17 protein-coding genes are annotated in these 16,379 nt (G+C 64.0%); 12 read left to right on the forward strand and 5 right to left on the reverse strand.

Annotated elements, in window-relative coordinates; translation table 11 throughout:
- The first annotated feature begins 87 nt into the window (after positions 1-87).
- The 5 genes from G5S35_RS23135 to G5S35_RS23155 all read left to right on the forward strand — a co-directional run bounded on the left by G5S35_RS23135 (position 88) and on the right by G5S35_RS23155 (position 2,250).
- Positions 88-435, forward strand: coding sequence for a hypothetical protein (locus G5S35_RS23135; protein WP_065065438.1), 348 nt, complete (start codon positions 88-90; stop codon positions 433-435).
- 100 nt (positions 436-535) lie between these two features.
- Entirely contained in the window at positions 536-1,135 is a 600-nt protein-coding gene (locus tag G5S35_RS23140) for a type 1 glutamine amidotransferase domain-containing protein (protein ID WP_074982483.1), read from the forward strand.
- 20 nt (positions 1,136-1,155) lie between these two features.
- On the forward strand, positions 1,156-1,428 hold the full coding sequence (locus tag G5S35_RS23145; RefSeq protein ID WP_065065436.1) for a DUF1488 family protein: 273 nt from the start codon (positions 1,156-1,158) through the stop codon (positions 1,426-1,428).
- Positions 1,429-1,447: 19 nt separating this feature from the next.
- Complete coding sequence (locus G5S35_RS23150; RefSeq protein ID WP_183039098.1) at positions 1,448-2,035, forward strand: hypothetical protein; 588 nt, start codon at positions 1,448-1,450, stop codon at positions 2,033-2,035.
- Between the two features lie 50 nt (positions 2,036-2,085).
- On the forward strand, positions 2,086-2,250 hold the full coding sequence (locus tag G5S35_RS23155; RefSeq protein ID WP_065065434.1) for a DUF1328 family protein: 165 nt from the start codon (positions 2,086-2,088) through the stop codon (positions 2,248-2,250).
- Between the two features lie 62 nt (positions 2,251-2,312).
- Here G5S35_RS23155 and G5S35_RS23160 read toward each other — a convergent pair whose 3' ends face one another.
- A complete protein-coding gene (locus G5S35_RS23160; RefSeq protein WP_065065433.1) occupies positions 2,313-3,221 on the reverse strand; it encodes a LysR family transcriptional regulator in 909 nt (302 codons plus the stop codon).
- A gap of 96 nt (positions 3,222-3,317) precedes the next feature.
- On the opposite strand from G5S35_RS23160, the gene G5S35_RS23165 reads away from it, so the two are divergent.
- The 5 genes from G5S35_RS23165 (at position 3,318) to G5S35_RS23185 (ending at position 9,136) form a co-directional block, all read left to right on the forward strand.
- Complete coding sequence (locus G5S35_RS23165; protein WP_183039099.1) at positions 3,318-4,952, forward strand: ATP-dependent acyl-CoA ligase; 1,635 nt, start codon at positions 3,318-3,320, stop codon at positions 4,950-4,952.
- A 270-nt stretch (positions 4,953-5,222) separates the two neighbouring features.
- On the forward strand, positions 5,223-6,464 hold the full coding sequence (locus G5S35_RS23170) for an MFS transporter (RefSeq protein ID WP_231957786.1): 1,242 nt from the start codon (positions 5,223-5,225) through the stop codon (positions 6,462-6,464).
- 26 nt (positions 6,465-6,490) lie between these two features.
- Positions 6,491-7,657: a thiolase family protein gene (locus G5S35_RS23175; RefSeq protein WP_124260492.1), complete on the forward strand. Its 1,167-nt coding sequence runs from the start codon at positions 6,491-6,493 to the stop codon at positions 7,655-7,657.
- Positions 7,654-7,980 (forward strand): Zn-ribbon domain-containing OB-fold protein, encoded by a 327-nt coding sequence (locus G5S35_RS23180; protein WP_065065430.1) that lies wholly within the window; start codon positions 7,654-7,656, stop codon positions 7,978-7,980. Before G5S35_RS23175 ends, G5S35_RS23180 begins: the two co-directional genes overlap by 4 nt.
- 55 nt (positions 7,981-8,035) lie before the next feature.
- Entirely contained in the window at positions 8,036-9,136 is a 1,101-nt protein-coding gene (locus tag G5S35_RS23185) for a porin (RefSeq protein ID WP_124260493.1), read from the forward strand.
- 67 nt (positions 9,137-9,203) lie between these two features.
- Here the strand turns inward: G5S35_RS23185 and G5S35_RS23190 are convergent, their stop codons facing one another.
- On the reverse strand, positions 9,204-9,998 hold the full coding sequence (locus G5S35_RS23190) for an SDR family NAD(P)-dependent oxidoreductase (protein WP_065065429.1): 795 nt from the start codon (positions 9,996-9,998) through the stop codon (positions 9,204-9,206).
- A gap of 159 nt (positions 9,999-10,157) precedes the next feature.
- On the opposite strand from G5S35_RS23190, the gene G5S35_RS23195 reads away from it, so the two are divergent.
- Positions 10,158-11,375 (forward strand): YbfB/YjiJ family MFS transporter, encoded by a 1,218-nt coding sequence (locus tag G5S35_RS23195; RefSeq protein ID WP_074982473.1) that lies wholly within the window; start codon positions 10,158-10,160, stop codon positions 11,373-11,375.
- 215 nt (positions 11,376-11,590) lie between these two features.
- Positions 11,591-12,796 carry an NAD(P)/FAD-dependent oxidoreductase gene (locus tag G5S35_RS23200; RefSeq protein WP_124260494.1) on the forward strand — a complete coding sequence of 402 codons (1,206 nt, stop codon included), beginning with the start codon at positions 11,591-11,593 and terminating at the stop codon, positions 12,794-12,796.
- A gap of 102 nt (positions 12,797-12,898) precedes the next feature.
- On the opposite strand, the gene G5S35_RS23205 is transcribed toward G5S35_RS23200, so the two are convergent.
- From G5S35_RS23205 to G5S35_RS23215, 3 genes are read right to left on the reverse strand one after another with little or no spacing between them, the layout of a single operon-like run.
- Positions 12,899-13,420, reverse strand: a complete 522-nt coding sequence (locus G5S35_RS23205; RefSeq protein ID WP_065065426.1) for an RrF2 family transcriptional regulator — start codon at positions 13,418-13,420, stop codon at positions 12,899-12,901.
- Between the two features lie 59 nt (positions 13,421-13,479).
- Entirely contained in the window at positions 13,480-14,082 is a 603-nt protein-coding gene (locus tag G5S35_RS23210) for a TetR/AcrR family transcriptional regulator (RefSeq protein WP_065065425.1), read from the reverse strand.
- Positions 14,083-14,139: 57 nt separating this feature from the next.
- Positions 14,140-16,299 (reverse strand): phosphocholine-specific phospholipase C, encoded by a 2,160-nt coding sequence (locus tag G5S35_RS23215; protein ID WP_183039100.1) that lies wholly within the window; start codon positions 16,297-16,299, stop codon positions 14,140-14,142.
- Between the last annotated feature and the right edge of the window lie 80 nt (positions 16,300-16,379).

Below are 16,379 nucleotides of genomic sequence, written 5' to 3' on the forward strand. Positions count from 1 at the left end.
CGTCGCGTTGCGCAATGTCTCTGATCGGCAGGCAGCGCGTCGCATATCGGCAAACAACATCGGCAAACAACGCGTTCAAGGAGAACGATGATGAGCAAACCGACGATCAAGGCAGCAGCATGGATTCTTGCGATGGCGATTTCCGGCGCAGCCTGCGCCGCCGGCGGTTCAGGCGGGGCTGGTGTGGGTGCGGGCGGCGGCACGGCGGCGGGCGCGGCGGGCATGGCGCCGAATACCGCCACGGGCAGCACCGGCGCGAACGGCGACACCAGCGGCTACGGCTCGCCTGGCAGCACGGGCGTGGGCGGCGGCATGGGCACCGGCACGGGCTCGACGCCGAACAAGGCACCCGCGACAGCGCCGGGCAGCAAAAACGGCAACAGCGGGAACATGCAGTCGATGCCGCAAAGCACCTCGCCGAACACGACCCAGTGATCCGCGTAATGCCTCACTCAACCTCAGGCATCCGGCTTGCGCTAGTCCATCCATGATGGCGTGAGCCGATGCCCCGGCGACACCGTCGAAGGAGTGCGTGATGACGAGCGAATTGAAGCATTGCAAGGTGGCGATACTCGCCGTGGATGGATTCGAGGAAGTGGAACTCACCGAGCCGCAAAGGGCGCTGACCGAAGCGGGCGCGCGGGTCGAGGTCATATCGAGCGAGCCTGGCGAAATTCAGGGCTTTCGTCACGTCGATAAAGGTACGCGCGTGAAAGTCGATCGCACGTTCGCCCAGGCGAAGCCCGACGACTACGACGCCGTGGTGCTGCCCGGTGGCGTTATCAACGGCGACGCGATTCGTCTGATTCCCGAAGCGCAGGCGTTCGTGAAATCGGCCAATGCTGCGCACAAGCCCATCGCGGCGATCTGCCATGGCGGCTGGCTACCGGTGTCCGCGGGCATCGTGAAGGGGCACACCATGACGAGCTGGCCTTCTCTGCAAGATGATATTCGCAACGCGGGCGGCACGTGGGTCGATCAGCGCGTGGTGCGCGACGGCAATCTCGTCACCAGCCGCAAGCCGGACGATCTGCCGGCCTTCAATGCCGAATTGATCGCGTGCCTCACCGCGTCGCTCAAGAGCGAGGGCGCGCGCGGGCAAGCGGGCCGTGAAGCCGGCAAGTCGCATCGCTGATTATCGATAAGGATGCCGTTATGAATATCCACTACCGCAACGATGCGCCGCAATTCGACGGTGCGAACCTGCTGATGCATTTCGTCGCCGAAGTGGACGGCGAACTGCTCGATTGCGCGATCACCGCCGAAGCACTCGAAGATCACTTCGGCGCGGAGTCGGCGCTCGAAGGGCCGCTGCAGGACGCCTACGCGCGCGGCCGTGCGCGAATTCGCACGGTATGCAGCGAGGCGATCGAACAGACCGGCGGCAGTGTGGTGCTGCATAGCGGACGCTTCCGCATGTCGGATTGATCGAGCAAGGAGAACGGCCATGTCTCTGATCGTTGCAAGCCGCTTTACGACGTTCAACGACGCCGAAGCGGCTATCGGACGGTTGCACAATAGCGGTTTCGTCGACGACGACGTCTCGCTGTTCTACGTGAATCCAGGCGGTGAACACGCTCGCTTTCCCGTGGGCGGCGACCGCTTTGCCGATCCCCAGTCACGCTGGGCCTCGCTTGGCGCAGGAGCGGGAGCAGGCGTAGGCGCGCTTGCAGGCGTGGTCATCGCCATCGTGCTTTCGCTCCTCTTTTTACGTTCGCTGCTCGTGCTGGCCGTCGCGGCCGGCGTGGGGGCCTATGTGGGCACGCTCGCGGGCGCGCTGCTGGAAACGCGAGGCGGCGGACGCGGTAAGCGTCCCGACATCAGCCATGACCCGGACGGCACGCCACGCGGACGCGAATCGGGCGTGCTCGTGGCCGTGCATGTGAGTGCGGAGACGCAGCGCGAAGCCGCCGACGTATTGGACGCGGCAGGCGGCGTGGAAGTCGAGCGCGCGCACGGCCGCTGGCAACAAGGCAAATGGGCCGACTTCGATCCGACTCGAACGGTCGAGCCCATGCATTCTGCGCCGCGATGATTGCGCGGCGGTGACTTTCTAAATCGCTTTATCGAAGACCGGAGGACGTCATGCTTCAATACGCAGTCATTTTCTTCATCATCGCAATCATTGCCGCTGTGTTCGGGTTCGGCGGCATTGCAGCGGGCGCGGCATCCATTGCGAAGATTCTGTTCTTCATCTTCATCGTTGTGTTTCTCGTTACGCTGGTGCTGGGTGTCGTGCGGCGCGGGTGAAGCTTTTTCGCCACTTCGTTCTAGAAAAAAGCCCGCAGAATCTGCGGGCTTTTTTCTTCGCGTCACACCTTGCGTAGCGTGGCGATCGCGAGTTCGCGAAACCAGCGATTGCCGTCGTCGTTGTCGAAGGTTTCGTGCCAGTGCACGGTGACTTCGACCTGAGGCATTTCCAGCGGCAGCGGAAAAATCGCGAACTGATCGAGTTCGTTGAAAAAACGCGCGACGCGTTGCGGCAGCGTCACCATCCAGTTCGTGCGCAGAAGAATCTGCGGTACGACGGAAAAATGCGGCACGCGCAGCGCAATCTTGCGATTGAGGCCTGCCGTACGCATCGAATCGTTGATCGTGCGGTGGCTGCTTTCGCTCGACACGACCATGATGTGCTGCATGTCGAGAAAGCGCTCGCGCGACATACGCCGCGCGGGCAGGCCGGCGCGGCGGCGCGTCATGCAGACATAGGGCTCGTCGAAGAGTAGCGCGTGACGCGTATGCGGCTTGAGCGCCGGGAGATTGCCGATGGCGAGATCGAGCTGGCCGAGGCGCAGTTGCTCGGTGACGTCGGCGACCGGCGACTGGCGCGCTTCGAGCGTCACGTTCGGCGCGACTCGCTGGAGCATTTCGCACAACGGCGGCAGAAAAAATTGCTCGCCCGCATCGGTCATCGACAAATGGAATTCGCGCGAACTGGTGCCCGGATCGAACGGTTCGGCATGCCGCAACGCTTCGCGTATCGAGGCAATCGCGCGCCCGAGCGGCAGCGCGAGTTGCTGCGCCGTGGGCGTGGGCAACATGCCATCAGGAGAGCGAACGAATAACGGATCGTCGAATAGCGCACGCAGGCGGCCCAGCGCATAACTGATGGCGGGTTGCGAAAGACCGAGACGTTCGCCAGCGCGCGTGAGACTGCGTTCCTCGAGGATCGCCTGAAACACGCGCACGAGGTTCAGATCGGCATCGTTGAAATCCGCCATATTTATGCACTTGATAATATTGATGAATTTGACAGATATCTTAGCCCAAACCTAGACTCGTCTCATCCATTTCAAGGGGACGGTCTTATGGGTTGCATGGACCAGGGTGCCGCGCTGTCGAGCGAGGCCCGGCAGTCGGCACAGCGTCTCGCGTTGCCGGCCTTGCTGCAAGCACGCGCCGCACGCGATGGCGACGCGCCGCTGTTCTCGGATCGACGCACGCGCTGGAGCGCCGCGCAGGCGCTCGAGATTGCGGCCAGGCGCGCGGGATCGCTGGCGGCGCAAGGGATTCGTCGCGGCGACCGTGTCGCGCTGCTGTGCAGCAATCGCAGCGAATTCATGGAGATCGTGCTGGGATGCGGCTGGCTCGGCGCGGTGGTGGTGCCGATCAACACAGCTTCGCGCGGCATGCAGTTGGAGCACATTCTCGCCAATTCGGGCGCGCGCTTGCTGGTCGCCGAAACGCAGTTAGTGAGCGCCGTGTACGCGCTCGACGCCGCGCGCATTGCGCTTGAATCGATCTGGCTGATCGACAGTCACGAAGACGGCGAAGCAGACGAAATAGCGCGACGCACCGCATCGCCGGTTCAACGACAAACGCTGCCGCCGCTCGCGGAGCCGATTGCCGCGGCCGATCTCGGGGACGGCGATCCGCTGGCGATTCTCTACACCTCGGGCACTTCGGGGCTCTCCAAGGGCGTAATTTGCCCGCACGCGCAGTTCTTCTGGTGGGCGCGTTACACGGCGGCCAATCTCGGCGTCGTGCGTGGCGACGTGCTTTACACCTGCCTGCCGCTATTTCATACAAATGCGCTCAACGCGTTTTTTCAGGCGTTGACTTACGACGCCGAACTGGTCGCCGATCGTCGTTTTTCAGCGAGCGGGTTCTTCAACGCACTCATCGAAACAAACGCGACCGTGACCTATGTGCTCGGCGCAATGGTGCCGATATTGCTGGGTCGCGCGGCGACGGCGCAGGAACGCGCGCATCGTGTGCGGATCGCGCTCGCGCCCGGCGTACCCGGGCATTTTCAGCAGGCATTCACCGACCGTTGCGGCATTGCTTTGCTCGACGGCTATGGATCGACGGAAACCAATTTTGTTCTGGGTGGCGGCATCGACGAGCAGCGCCCCGGTTTGATGGGCAAACTCGCGGCGGGTTTCGACGCTCGCGTGGTGGATGAAAACGACCATCCGCTGCCCGACGGCGTCGCGGGCGAATTAATCGTTCGCGCCGATACGCCTTTCGCTTTCGCGAGCGGGTATTTCGGCATGCCCGACAAGACTGTGGAAGCGTGGCGCAATCTCTGGTTTCATACTGGCGACCGCGTGGTGCGCGAAGCCGACGGCTACTATCGTTTCGTCGATCGCCTCAAGGATGCCATTCGCAGACGCGGTGAAAATATTTCTTCATATGAAGTGGAGCAGGTATTGCTGAGCCATCCCGCAGTGGAAACAGCGGCGGTGTTCGCGGTGCAATCCGAATTCGCCGAAGACGAGGTCATGGCGTCGCTCGTGCTGCGCGAAGGCGCGCTGCTCGAAGCGCTCGAACTGATTCGCTTTTGCGAGCCACGTCTGCCGTATTTCGCCGTGCCGCGTTTTCTCGATTTCGTCGGCGACCTGCCGCGCACGGAGAACGGCAAGATCCAGAAATACAAACTGCGCGAACGCGGTATCACCGCGACCGCATGGGATCTGGAAAAGACGGGCTATAAATTGAAGCGCACATAACGGGCGCTAAACAGCGCATTAAACAAGCGGCGAACGTTCGCCCGTCTCGCATCGAACGAGAACGGAATCATCCCGGCGCGCGGGACATGTGCGCCCCATAAATGCAGCACCCCATCGGATGTGCCGTCACTCGGCACTGGAGGCAGCATGGCAAGCACCTCGACCTGCCGCGCGGACGCGCCCGGCGCTTCACAAACAAACGCACACGAACACGGCGTCATTCACGCCGACGCCGTCGCGCGCGATCCACGCGCGCTGCGTCGCATCGTCATGGCTTCTGTCGCGGGCAACGCGCTTGAATGGTACGACTTTTTTCTTTACAGCACGGCGGCCGCGCTGGTATTCGGCGAATTGTTCTTTCCCAAGGGCACCGATCCGCTGATCGGCACGCTCGCGGCTTTCGCAGGCTTTGCCGTGGGTTTCGCGGCGCGGCCATTCGGTGGCGTGTTGTTCGGCCATATCGGCGACCGCTATGGACGCAAGGGCGCGCTCGTCTGGACGCTTTCGCTGATGGGCGGCGCGACGTTCCTGATCGGCCTGCTGCCCACTTACGGCCAGGTCGGCATGTGGGCGCCCGCGCTGCTCGTGGTGCTGCGCGTGGTGCAGGGCGTGGCGTCGGGCGGCGAGTGGGGCGGCGGCGTGCTCATGATCAGCGAATCGGCGCCGCCGGAAAAGCGCGGCTTTTACGCGTCGTGGAGCCAGATTGGCGTGGGTGGTGGCTTCGTGTTGTCGGCGGCCGTGTTCTTCGCCGTGCAGATGTTGCCGCACGACAGCTTCATGAGCTGGGGCTGGCGCGTGCCGTTTCTGCTGTCCATCGTGATCTTCGGCGTGGGCGTCTATATTCGCTCGACGCTGCCGGAAAGCGCGGAGTTCGCGAAGTCCGAAGCCGCTGGCAAGACCTCGCATATGCCCGTGCTCGATGCGATCCGCAAGCATCCGCGCGCGATTCTGGTGGCGATGGGCCTGCGCGTTGCGGAAAACGGCGGCTCGTATATCTTTCTCGCGTTCTCGCTCGTCTATGGAAAATTCATCGGCATTCCGGGCCCGGTGATGCTGGCGGGCGTGATGGTCTCGATGACGGTCGAACTCGTCACGATGCTGCTCTGGGGACGGCTTTCGGATCGCATCGGCCGCAAGCCGGTTTATCTGATCGGCGCGGTGGGACTTATGGTGGTCGCGTTCCCGTTCTTCTGGCTGCTCGACACCCAGGTGCCCGCGCTCGTCTGGCTCGCGTTGCTGCTCGGCAATGCGGTTTGTCATGGCGCGATGATCGGCACGCAACCGAGCCTGATGGGCGAACTCTTCAGCACGGAGGTGCGTTACTCCGGTATGGCGCTCGGGCATGAAATTGCCTCGGTGTTCGCGGGCGGTCTTTCGCCGCTCGTCGCGACTGCGCTGCTCGCGAAGTATCACGCCGCCTGGCCCGTTGCGCTGATGTTGATGGCGATGGGCGCGATTACCGTCATCGCACTGATCTGCACGCGCGAAACCGTGCGCCGTGACGCGCGATGATACTAGTCGATAAGGATATCGAATCAATGCGATCGAGTGCTTATGATGGCGCGCTGTTGTGTGCGGGCGTGGAAGTGCCTTATTGCCGTCAGGCGCCGGAAGGCACGACCGGCGATCTGCTGGCGCGAGCGTTCGACGCCGCGCTCGCGCAATCGGGATTCACGGCGCGCGAGGTGGACGGCCTCGGCGTGGCGTCGTTCACGCTCGCGCCCGATCACGCGATCGACATGGCGTGGCGTCTCGGCCTGAGTCCGCGCTGGTGCATGGACGACTGTCATGGCGGGGCGAGCGCGATCAATCTGCTTCAGCATGCAATACGCGCGATCCAGAGCGGCGATGCGAATGTCATCGTGCTGTTGTCGGGCGATCGTTTCGAGCCTGCCGATTTCAAGCGCCTCGTCGAACACTACAACCTGACCACGCGCACATGGCTGCGTCCGCTCGAAAGCGGCGGCCCGAATGCGCTGTTCGCGATGCTCACGCAGCGCCACGCGCAACGACACGGCTTGTCGCGCGCCGATTACGGTGCACTTTGCGTGGCGCAGCGTGAATGGGCCGCGCGCAATCCACAGGCTGTGTATCGCACGCCGCTTTCACTGGACGACTATCTGCACGCGCCTGTCGTGGCCGAACCGTTGGGCCGCTACGACTGTGTCCCGGTCGTGTGCGGCGCGAATGCGGTCGTGGTCGCGCGCGCCGATCTCGCGAAGCCGGGTCGTCATGTGGCCGTGCGCGCGTTGCAGTGCTGCTATAACGCGGATCATCAGGCCGGAGACGGTTTGCAGACTTCGCTCGCGACGCTCGCGCCGGAGCTTTGGCGCGCGGCGAATGCCACGCCGAATGATATGGATCTCGCCTGTGTCTACGACGATTATCCCGTGATGACGCTGGTGCAACTCGCCGATCTTGGCTTCGCACACGATGGCGATCTGCGCGCGCTGATCGCACGCATTGCCACGCATGCGTTCCCCGTCAACACCTCGGGCGGCCAGTTGTCGGCGGGGCAAGCGGGTGCGGCGGGCGGCATGCATGGGCTTGTGGAAGCCATCACGCAATTGCGGGGCGCGGCGGGCGAACGCCAGGTCGCGCGTGCGCGGCTGGCGCTGGTGAGCGGCTATGGCATGGTCGAATACCGCTACGGCATGTGCGCGAACGCGGTCGTGCTCGAAGCCGTGCAAGGAGAAGCGCCATGACGCTCGACGTATTTCGCTGCACGGCGTGCGGCACGACACTCTTTCCCGCGCGCTATCGGTGCCCCGCATGCGGCGGCGCGCAGTGGGCGACGCTGGCAGCGACGCGCGGCAAGGTCGTCGCGGCCACGACGGTGACGCATCGTGTCGGCGTCGCCGGAGCGGGTGAGGTTTATCTCGCGAGCGTCGAGACCGACGCCGGCCCGATGGTCATCGCCCGCCTCGACTCGGCCGCGCGCGAGGGCGACACCGTTTTGCTCGACATCGACGACGAACACCGTATCGTGGCGCGTACGCGCTCTGCATCGAACCCGCAAGTCCGCTAACCAGTTCAAAGGGGAAGTCGTGAGGAAGCCGTTCGCTTATACCATGTATTTCGGAATGCTTACGTTATCGGGAATCTCCGGAATCGCGCACGCGCAGAGCAGCGTGACGATCTACGGCATCATCGACGACGGTCTGACCTGGAGCAGCAATCAAGGTGGTCACAGTGCGGTTCAACTGCACAGCAGCATCTCGCAGGGCAATCGCTGGGGTCTGCGTGGCAACGAGGATCTGGGCGGTGGCACGAGCGCGATATTTCGGCTGGAAAACGGCTTCAACGTCAATACCGGTGCGATGAGCCAAGGCGGCCGCCTGTTCGGTCGACTCGCCTACGTGGGCCTCGCGAACGAGCACTACGGCACGCTCACGCTGGGCCGCCAGGGCGAGGCGATCGGCGACTATATCGGCACGCTGTCGGCCAACGGCAGTTTGCCGGGCGGCATCCTGTTTCCGCATCCGGGCGATCTCGACAACAACGGCATCGATTTTCACCTGAACAACGCGGTGCGCTACGTCACGCCGACGGTGGCCGGTTTCAGCGGCATGGCCACGTACAGCTTCGGCGGCGTGGCGGGCAATATGGCGCAGAACAGTGCGAAGTCGTTCGCGCTGCAATACATCAACGGCAGTCTGCAACTGGTGGGCGCGTTCACGTCGATCGATCATCCCGCGCAAGCCGTGCCGGAAGGCGTGTGGACCGCATCGAATACCGTGAGCGGCAATTACGGGCTCGCGGCGGGCAGCTACAAGGTGTTTGGACTTGGCGCGGCATATACGATCGGCTCGTTCAAACTCAGCGCGGACTGGACGCATACACAGTTCGGCGATCTCGATCCCACGCTCGGTGCGAAGATCGGCGGCCACGTGACTTTCAATATCGGCGAAATCGTCGCGAGCTATATGCTCACGCCGACTTTGCAGTTGGGCGCGGCTTATAGCTATACGGAAGGCAATGTGTCCGCCACGGGGCAGGCGCCGCATTATCACGAAGCCGATGCCAGCGTGGATTATTACCTTTCGAAGAGTACCGATGTCTACGCGAGCGCAACCTATATGCGTGCGGGCGGGGGGGCAGTGGCGGATCTTGCGCCAGTATTGTCGGCGTCGAGTTCAATCAATCAGGTGGCGTTGCGGCTGGGGATTCGCAAGCGGTTTTAAATGAAACCGCGCGTGGCACGACCGAAGCGAGCGTGCCACGCAATTTAATCAGGATGTCGAATCAATTTCACGCGATGGTGTCGACCACGCCGCCATCCACGCGCAGCGCCGCGCCCGTGGTGGCGGAAGCCTGCGTCGAGCACGCGTAGACGACCATGTTCGCTACTTCCTCCACGCTCGCGGCGCGGCGGATGATCGACGAAGCGCGATGCTGCTGCACGAACGCCGCCGCCACTTCTTCCACGGGTTTGCCGGTCTTCGCCACTTCGTCCTTCAGCATCGCTTCCACGCCTTCCGAAAGCGTCGGTCCGGGCAGCACCGAATTCACCGTCACGCCGGTGCCGGCGAGACGTTTGGCGAGCCCACGCGCAACGGCGAGTTGCGCGGTCTTGGTCATGCCGTAGTGAACCATGTCGGCGGGAATATTGAGTCCAGATTCCGACGAAATAAACACGATGCGCCCCCAGCCCTGCTTGGCCATCGCGCCCGCATACGCGCGCGAAAGACGCACGCCCGACATGACGTTGGTTTCGAAAAAGCGCAGCCACTCGCTATCGGGAATCTCGAAGAAGTCCTGCTGCTGAAATACGCCGAGATTGTTCACGAGGATGTCGACTTTCGGATGCGCGTTCACGAGCGCCTCGCAGCCCTGAGCATTCGAGAGGTCGCCGACGAAACCCTGCACCTGCGCGCCCGGCACCGCGGCGCGTACGGCGGCTTCGGCTTCGCTCACGTTGCCGGCGTGGCGGCTGCTCACGATCACGCTCGCGCCGCTCTCCGCGAGTCCTTTGGCGGTGGCGAGGCCGATGCCGGCCGCCGAGCCGGTTACGAGCGCGAGCTTTCCAGACAGGTCGATCTTCATCGTGGCTCCTTGCAATCGATGGGGGATGAACGGAACGGGCAGTGTACTGCGCGGATTTTTCGGCTGCGCTGAGGGCTTGCATTTTATTTCGATCGATATAGAATTCGTCGTTACTGTATCGATTGATATAAAACGGATTCATCCGAAAGGAAAGCAAACATGTCAGCCCAGCCCTCCACGCTCGGTGTCCGCGCGCCCGAGCGGCTCGACGCCGCGGCCCTGTTCGCAACGCTTGCGGGCCTGTGTGGCAGTTTCGTCGCCATCGGTCTCGCGCGTTTCGCGTACACGCCGCTGATTCCGCCATTGATCCAGGCGCACTGGTTCACGGCTTCGCAGGCCGTCACGCTCGGCGCGGCCAACTTCGCCGGGTATTTGCTGGGCGCGTTGCTCGGGCGGCCCATCGCGCACGCGCTCACGAACCGGCACGCGCTGCGCGTGCTCATGGCGACCGCCACGATCGCGTTTTTCGCGTGCGCGTTCCCGCTGTCCGTGGCGTGGTTTTTTGCGTGGCGACTCGCGTCCGGCGTGGCGGGCGGCGCGATCATGGTGCTGGTGGCCACGTCGATTCTTCCGCACGTGCCGCCCGCGCGCCGCGGCTTCGTGAGCGGGATGATCTTTCTCGGGCTCGGTTTGGGTATCGCCGCCTCGGGCACGCTCATTCCTTCGTTGCTGCACTATGGTTTGCGCGCGGCGTGGTTCGGGCTGGGTGTGCTCGCGTTGCTGCTCACGGCGATCAGCTGGTTCGGCTGGCCGCGCACCGACGCGCCGGTTGCTGCCGCGTCCGCGCCGGCGCATCGTGCCGCGTTGCCGGCGCAAGCAGCGTTGCGCGTGCTGTACGCGCAGTACGCGGCCAATGCGCTCGGCCTCGTGCCGGCCATGGTGCTGCTCGTCGATTATGTGGCGCGCGGGCTCGGGCGCGGTGCGTCGACGGGCGCGCATATCTGGGTGCTGTATGGCATGGCGGCCATCGCGGGGCCGATTGTTTGCGGACAACTCGCCGATCGCATCGGCTTCAAACTCGCGTGGCGTTTCGCGTTGGCGATTCAGACGTTTGCTGTCGCGTTGCTCGCCATGTCGAATCACACAGCGGCGATTTTTGTAGCCACGCTGATCCTCGGTGCGCTGACGCCGGGCGTGGTGCCGCTCGCGCTCGGCCGCATTCACGAACTGGTGCCGCACGATCATCTCGAGCAACGAGCCGCATGGAGCCGCGCCACGACGGCGTTCGCACTCTTTCAGGCGCTGGGCGGCTACGGTTATTCCTTCGTTTTTTCGCACACGCACGAAAACTACGCACTGATATTCGCGTGCGGTGCGGCGGCGCTTGCACTTGCTTTTATGGCGGATCTGGCGACCCATCGTTTATCCAGACGATGATGCGCGAATAACTGCGCCGTCGATTCCATGCGCCCGCATGCTTTGAAGCATGCGGGCGTTTTTACGTGTGATTGATCGGAGGAATGTGCGTGGACTTGTTTTCGCTCAGCCCGGACAACAGTGTGTTTCGTTAACGTGCATTGTCGGGTTAAACTGCGACTCATAGAATCCGAGTTACACGTTGCGACGGTGCAACGATCCACAGGAGCAGCAGCATGTCCAAGCGTATTTTGATTATCGGGGCCGGTTTCGCCGGCATGTGGAGCGCACTGAGCGCGGCGCGTTTGATCGACGAAGCGGGTCGCACGGATGTCGAAGTCGCGCTGATCGCGCCGGAGCCGCATCTGCACGTGCGTCCGCGTCTGTATGAAGAAGGGCCGGAAAACATGAAGGCGCCGCTCACGGACATCTTCCGCGAAGCGGGCGTGAAGTTCGTGCAGGGCAGTGTGGCGCGCATCGATCTCGCGGCTCATGCCGTGCATGGCGCCGACGCGAATCAGCGCGCCTTCACGATGTCCTATGACCGGCTCGTGCTCGCCACGGGCAGCAAGCTGTTCCGCCCGGCCATCGCGGGCCTTGCGGAGCACGCGTTCAGCGTCGATCAGATCGACGAGGCGGCGGTGCTCGAAGCGCATATCCGCAACCTGGCGCAGCAGCCCGACACGCCCGCGCGCAACACGGTCGTAGTAGCGGGCGGCGGCTTTACCGGTATCGAAACGGCCGCGGAAATGCCGGCGCGTTTGCGCGCCGCGTTAGGCGAGCAGGCCAACGTGCGCGTGGTGGTCGTGGAGCGCAACGAGGCGATCGGTCCGGATCTCGGCCCGGGTCCGCGTCCGGTGATCGAGCAGGCGCTGAGCGAACTCGGTGTGCAGTGGAAACTGGGGCAAGGCGTGAGCGCGGTCGACGCACAGGGCGTGACCCTGGCCGATGGCGAGCGCATCGCGTCGAATACGGTGATCTGGACGGCGGGCGTCCGCGCGAGCGCATTGACCGAGCAGATTCCCGCGCGTCGCGACGCGGCGGGCCGCCTGTATGTGGATCGCCATCTCGCGGTCGAGGGCGTGCCGGGCGTGTATGCAACGGGAGACGTCGCGAGCGCGGCCACCGACGACGAAGGCAACCGCACGCTCATGTCGTGTCAGCACGCGATGAATCTCGGCCGCTCGGCGGGGCATAATGCCGCCGCCGATCTGCTCGGTCTCGACGCGCTGCCGTACAGCCAGCCGAAATACGTGACCTGTCTCGATCTCGGCCCGTGGGGCGCGGTCTATACGGAAGGCTGGGAGCGCGAAGTGAAGATGAGCGGCCAGGAAGCGAAGGCGCTCAAGCATCGCATCAACACGGAATGGATCTATCCGCCGCGTGCGGAGCGTGAAGAGGTGTTTGCGTCCGCCGATCCGCGCCGGATCGTGGTGGCCTGAGCCTGCTGCGCTGAGCATACGAAATGAAAAAGGCCCTTGAGAAAGGGCCTTTTTCATGATTTCCGCCAACGCGAAAATTAACGCGCGAGTTGAGGTATGTATTTAAGCCCGATCGCTGCGGCGATTGGCGGCGCGGTCGGTGAACCACTCGACGACGTGATGCGCGTGGCTCGCGGGCGCCTTGGAATGCGCGCGGGAAGCGAGATCGGCTAGCGTGTGCTTTTCGAGTTCCGCGCGCATGCTGCGCTCGGCGGCCTGCATGACGGCGTGGATCGAGCAGGTTCCGCGCGTGGCCCAGGCGGGCGCCTCGCCCTCGAACAGCGCGCATTGGGAGCGTATTTCGCGGCAGTCGAACAGACGTTTGTCGCCGTCGATGGCGTCGACCACGTCTTGCACCGTGATGTGTTCCGGCGCACGCGCCAGCGCGAAGCCGCCGCGCACACCTTCCGTGGCCGAGACGATGCCCGCCTTCGACAGACGCGTGAACAGTTTGGCCGCGTAATCGACCGAGACGCCCTGCATCTCGGCGAGATCGCGCACGCTCGCCTCGCGCACGCCCGAAGGGTTGGCGAGATAGAGCAGGCAATGCAAACCGTATTCGACACCGGTGCTGATAAAAGACATGACGATACCGCGACTGACTGAATCGGAGTTACAAGATTAACACAGGCGAGCGGCGCGCGTCAGGCAGTCTTGCCAGGCAATAAACCCAGCAGCGTGAGCGCGGGCGCGACGGCATTCACGAGCCAGTCGCGCTCCGGTCGAATTCGCGCGATCACGCGCAGGCCCAGCAAGACGGCCAGCAGATGTTGTGCGGCCTCTTGCGCGCCGACTGTCTGCGCGATTTCGCCGCTGGCCTGACCGGCTTGCACGCAGCGCAGGAAGAAATCGCGGATCTGCACAATTTCGGCGGCGAGCGCGTCGCGCAGTTCTTCGTCGTCGGGCGTGGCTTCGAGGACGGAATTGACCATCAGGCAGCCGCGTTTGCCCGGATCGTCGAGCGAGCGCTGCACGGTTTCCGCGAAAAAACCGGCAATGGCGGTGCCCGGCGTGCCCGCGGCTTCGTGGCGCGCGATGCGCTCGCGCAGCGACTGCTGCAAATAGTGATCGAGCACGCGTAAAAACAGGGCGCGCTTGTCGCCGAACGCGTTATAGAGGCTCGGCTGCGTGAGTCCGGTGGCCTTGACGAGATCGCGCGTGGAAGTGGCTTCGTAGCCGCGCGACCAGAAGGCGTCGCACGCGGCGTTCAGCACGTCGGTTTCGTCGAATTCGCGAGGGCGGCCCATCGATGGCTCCGTGGCGGGGAAGCCATCATTTTAGATCAATCGATATGAAACGGGGGCTCAGCTTGGCGTGCCCATTTCCGGATCGCTGATGCTGTCCCGACCGGTTTCCACGCGGCCCGCGAAACGGCGCACGGTGGCCTCCGCGCCATTCGCGGCGCTCAGCGTGAAGTCGTACCAGCCGCCCGACGCGTCGAGCGGCCAGTTCTGCGCGACGCGCGCGCCGGGCGCGACGGTGAAAACCCACGGTCCGTCGTGCCGATAGGCGTTCGAGATCACGTTGCAGGTGGCGGGCTCGCGGCCTGCGTTGACGATCGTGATGCCGATGCCCGTTCCGCTGCCGTTCGTCGCCACGTCATAGCTCACCTGAATTTCCACGCTCGCATCGTGTTGCGTGCGATCGACGTTGCCCGCGAAGCTGCGATGAAAGCCGTTGGGGCCGAGCACCCAGAGATCGTAGGCGCCCGCGTCGGTGGAAACGGGCGTCCAGGTATCGGCGAGATGCTTGCCCGCTTCGACGGTATAGCGTCGCGGCGCGCGGTCGAGATGACGCTTGTCGTAGACGTGAAAGACCGCGCCCGCGCTGCCTTCGTTGCTGAAGACGAGATGCACTTCGCGATGTTTCGCATCGACGCTCGCATGCGTATGCAGCCGATACGGCAGCGCGCGCGACGGCCGCACGACGCGCGCCTGATGCGGCATCGTCTGTTCGCTTTCGGCGGGCGCGCGCACGGTTTTGAGCGCGCTTTGCTGGGCGTTGAGCGCATCGGCGGCGGCGCGCGTGGGCGCGGGAAACGTCGTGGCGGGTTGCTCGTTGGGCGTACGGAAATTGAAGGCGGAGGTCAGGTCGCCGCAAACGGCGCGCCGCCATGCGCTGATGTTCGGCTCCTGCACGCCGAAGCGCTGCTCGATGAAACGCAGCACCGACGTGTGATCGAACACCTGCGAATTGACGTAGCCGCCCGTGCTCCACGGCGAGATCACGAACATCGGCACGCGCGGGCCGGGGCCGTAGGGCTGGCCGTCGGGCGGCAGCGGCTGTTTGTCGCCGGGCGGATTCGGCACGGTGAAATAGTCGTGCTCGGTGCTGACCGTCGACTTGCCCGCATAGCCGCCGCCTTCGAGCGGCGAGGGCACGGCGGGCGGCGGCATGTGATCGAAGAAACAGTCGTTCTCGTCGTAGTTCACGAACAGCACGGTCTTGCTCCAGACCTCGGGATTCGCGGTGAGCGCGTCGAGGATCTGCTGGATGTACCACGCGCCCTGGCCCGGCGTGGAGATCGCCGGATGCTCGCAATAGGCTTGCGGCGAGACGATCCAGCTGACTTGCGGCAGCCGGTTCGCCTTGACGTCGTCCTTGAGCGCCTGCAGGAAGCCGCCGTCGGGCATCGTGTTGCCGATGCCTTTGTAGAGCGGCGATTGCGCTTCGATCTCCGGCGTCCACGGCCGGTTCGGCGAGCCTTCGATCGACTCGTGCACCTTGCGGTACGCCGCGAATCCCGCGAGCGGATTGTCGTTGTAGTTGTCGGGCGTGTTTTCGTAGACCTTCCAGCTCACGCCGGCCTGTTGCAGACGCTCGGGGTAGGTGGTCCAGGACAGGCCCTTCGCGGATTTATCGAGCCAGTCCCAGTCATTGTTGTTGACCACCGCATAAGGCGCGCCGCCGGGGCCGTTCGTGCCGGTCCACAGGAAGAGTCGATTCGAATTGGTGCCGCCGTGCAGCGAGCAATGGTAGGCGTCGCAGATCGTGAAGGCATTCGCGAGCGCGAAATGAAACGGCAGGTCGGCGGCCTGCAGATAGCCCATCGACACGTTGCCCTTCGCGCGCGGCCAGTGCGTCATGCGGCCCGCGTCCCACGCGGCGTGCGCGTCGAGCCATTCGTGCGCGCCGCCCGCGAGCAGCGCGTTGCCCTTGTTCCTGTCGAGGTAGAACGGCAGCAGCGTGCGTTCGCCGTCGCTCTGCTGCCAGACGCTCGCGTCCTGCGGCTGCGGAATCGTGATGCGGTCGCCAAAGCCGCGTACGCCAGGCAGCGTGCCGAGGTAGTGATCGAACGAGCGGTTTTCCTGCATGAAGATCACGACGTGCTCGACGTCGCGAATCGTGCCGGTAGCGTTGTGCGCGGGGATGGCGAGCGCGCGCCGGATCGCGGGCGGAAACAGGCTCAGTGCGGCGCCGGTCGCGGCGCTGCGCAGAAAGTGACGGCGGTCCTTCGAGGTCATGGTGCGGCGTGTGGTGATCGTGATGGGCGTGTGCGGGACGTGTCGCGCCTGGTTTAGCCGCCGACATCGCAAGTTTAAGC

This window comes from Paraburkholderia tropica (assembly GCF_014171495.1).
GTDB classification, from domain to species: Bacteria; Pseudomonadota; Gammaproteobacteria; order Burkholderiales; family Burkholderiaceae; genus Paraburkholderia; species Paraburkholderia tropica.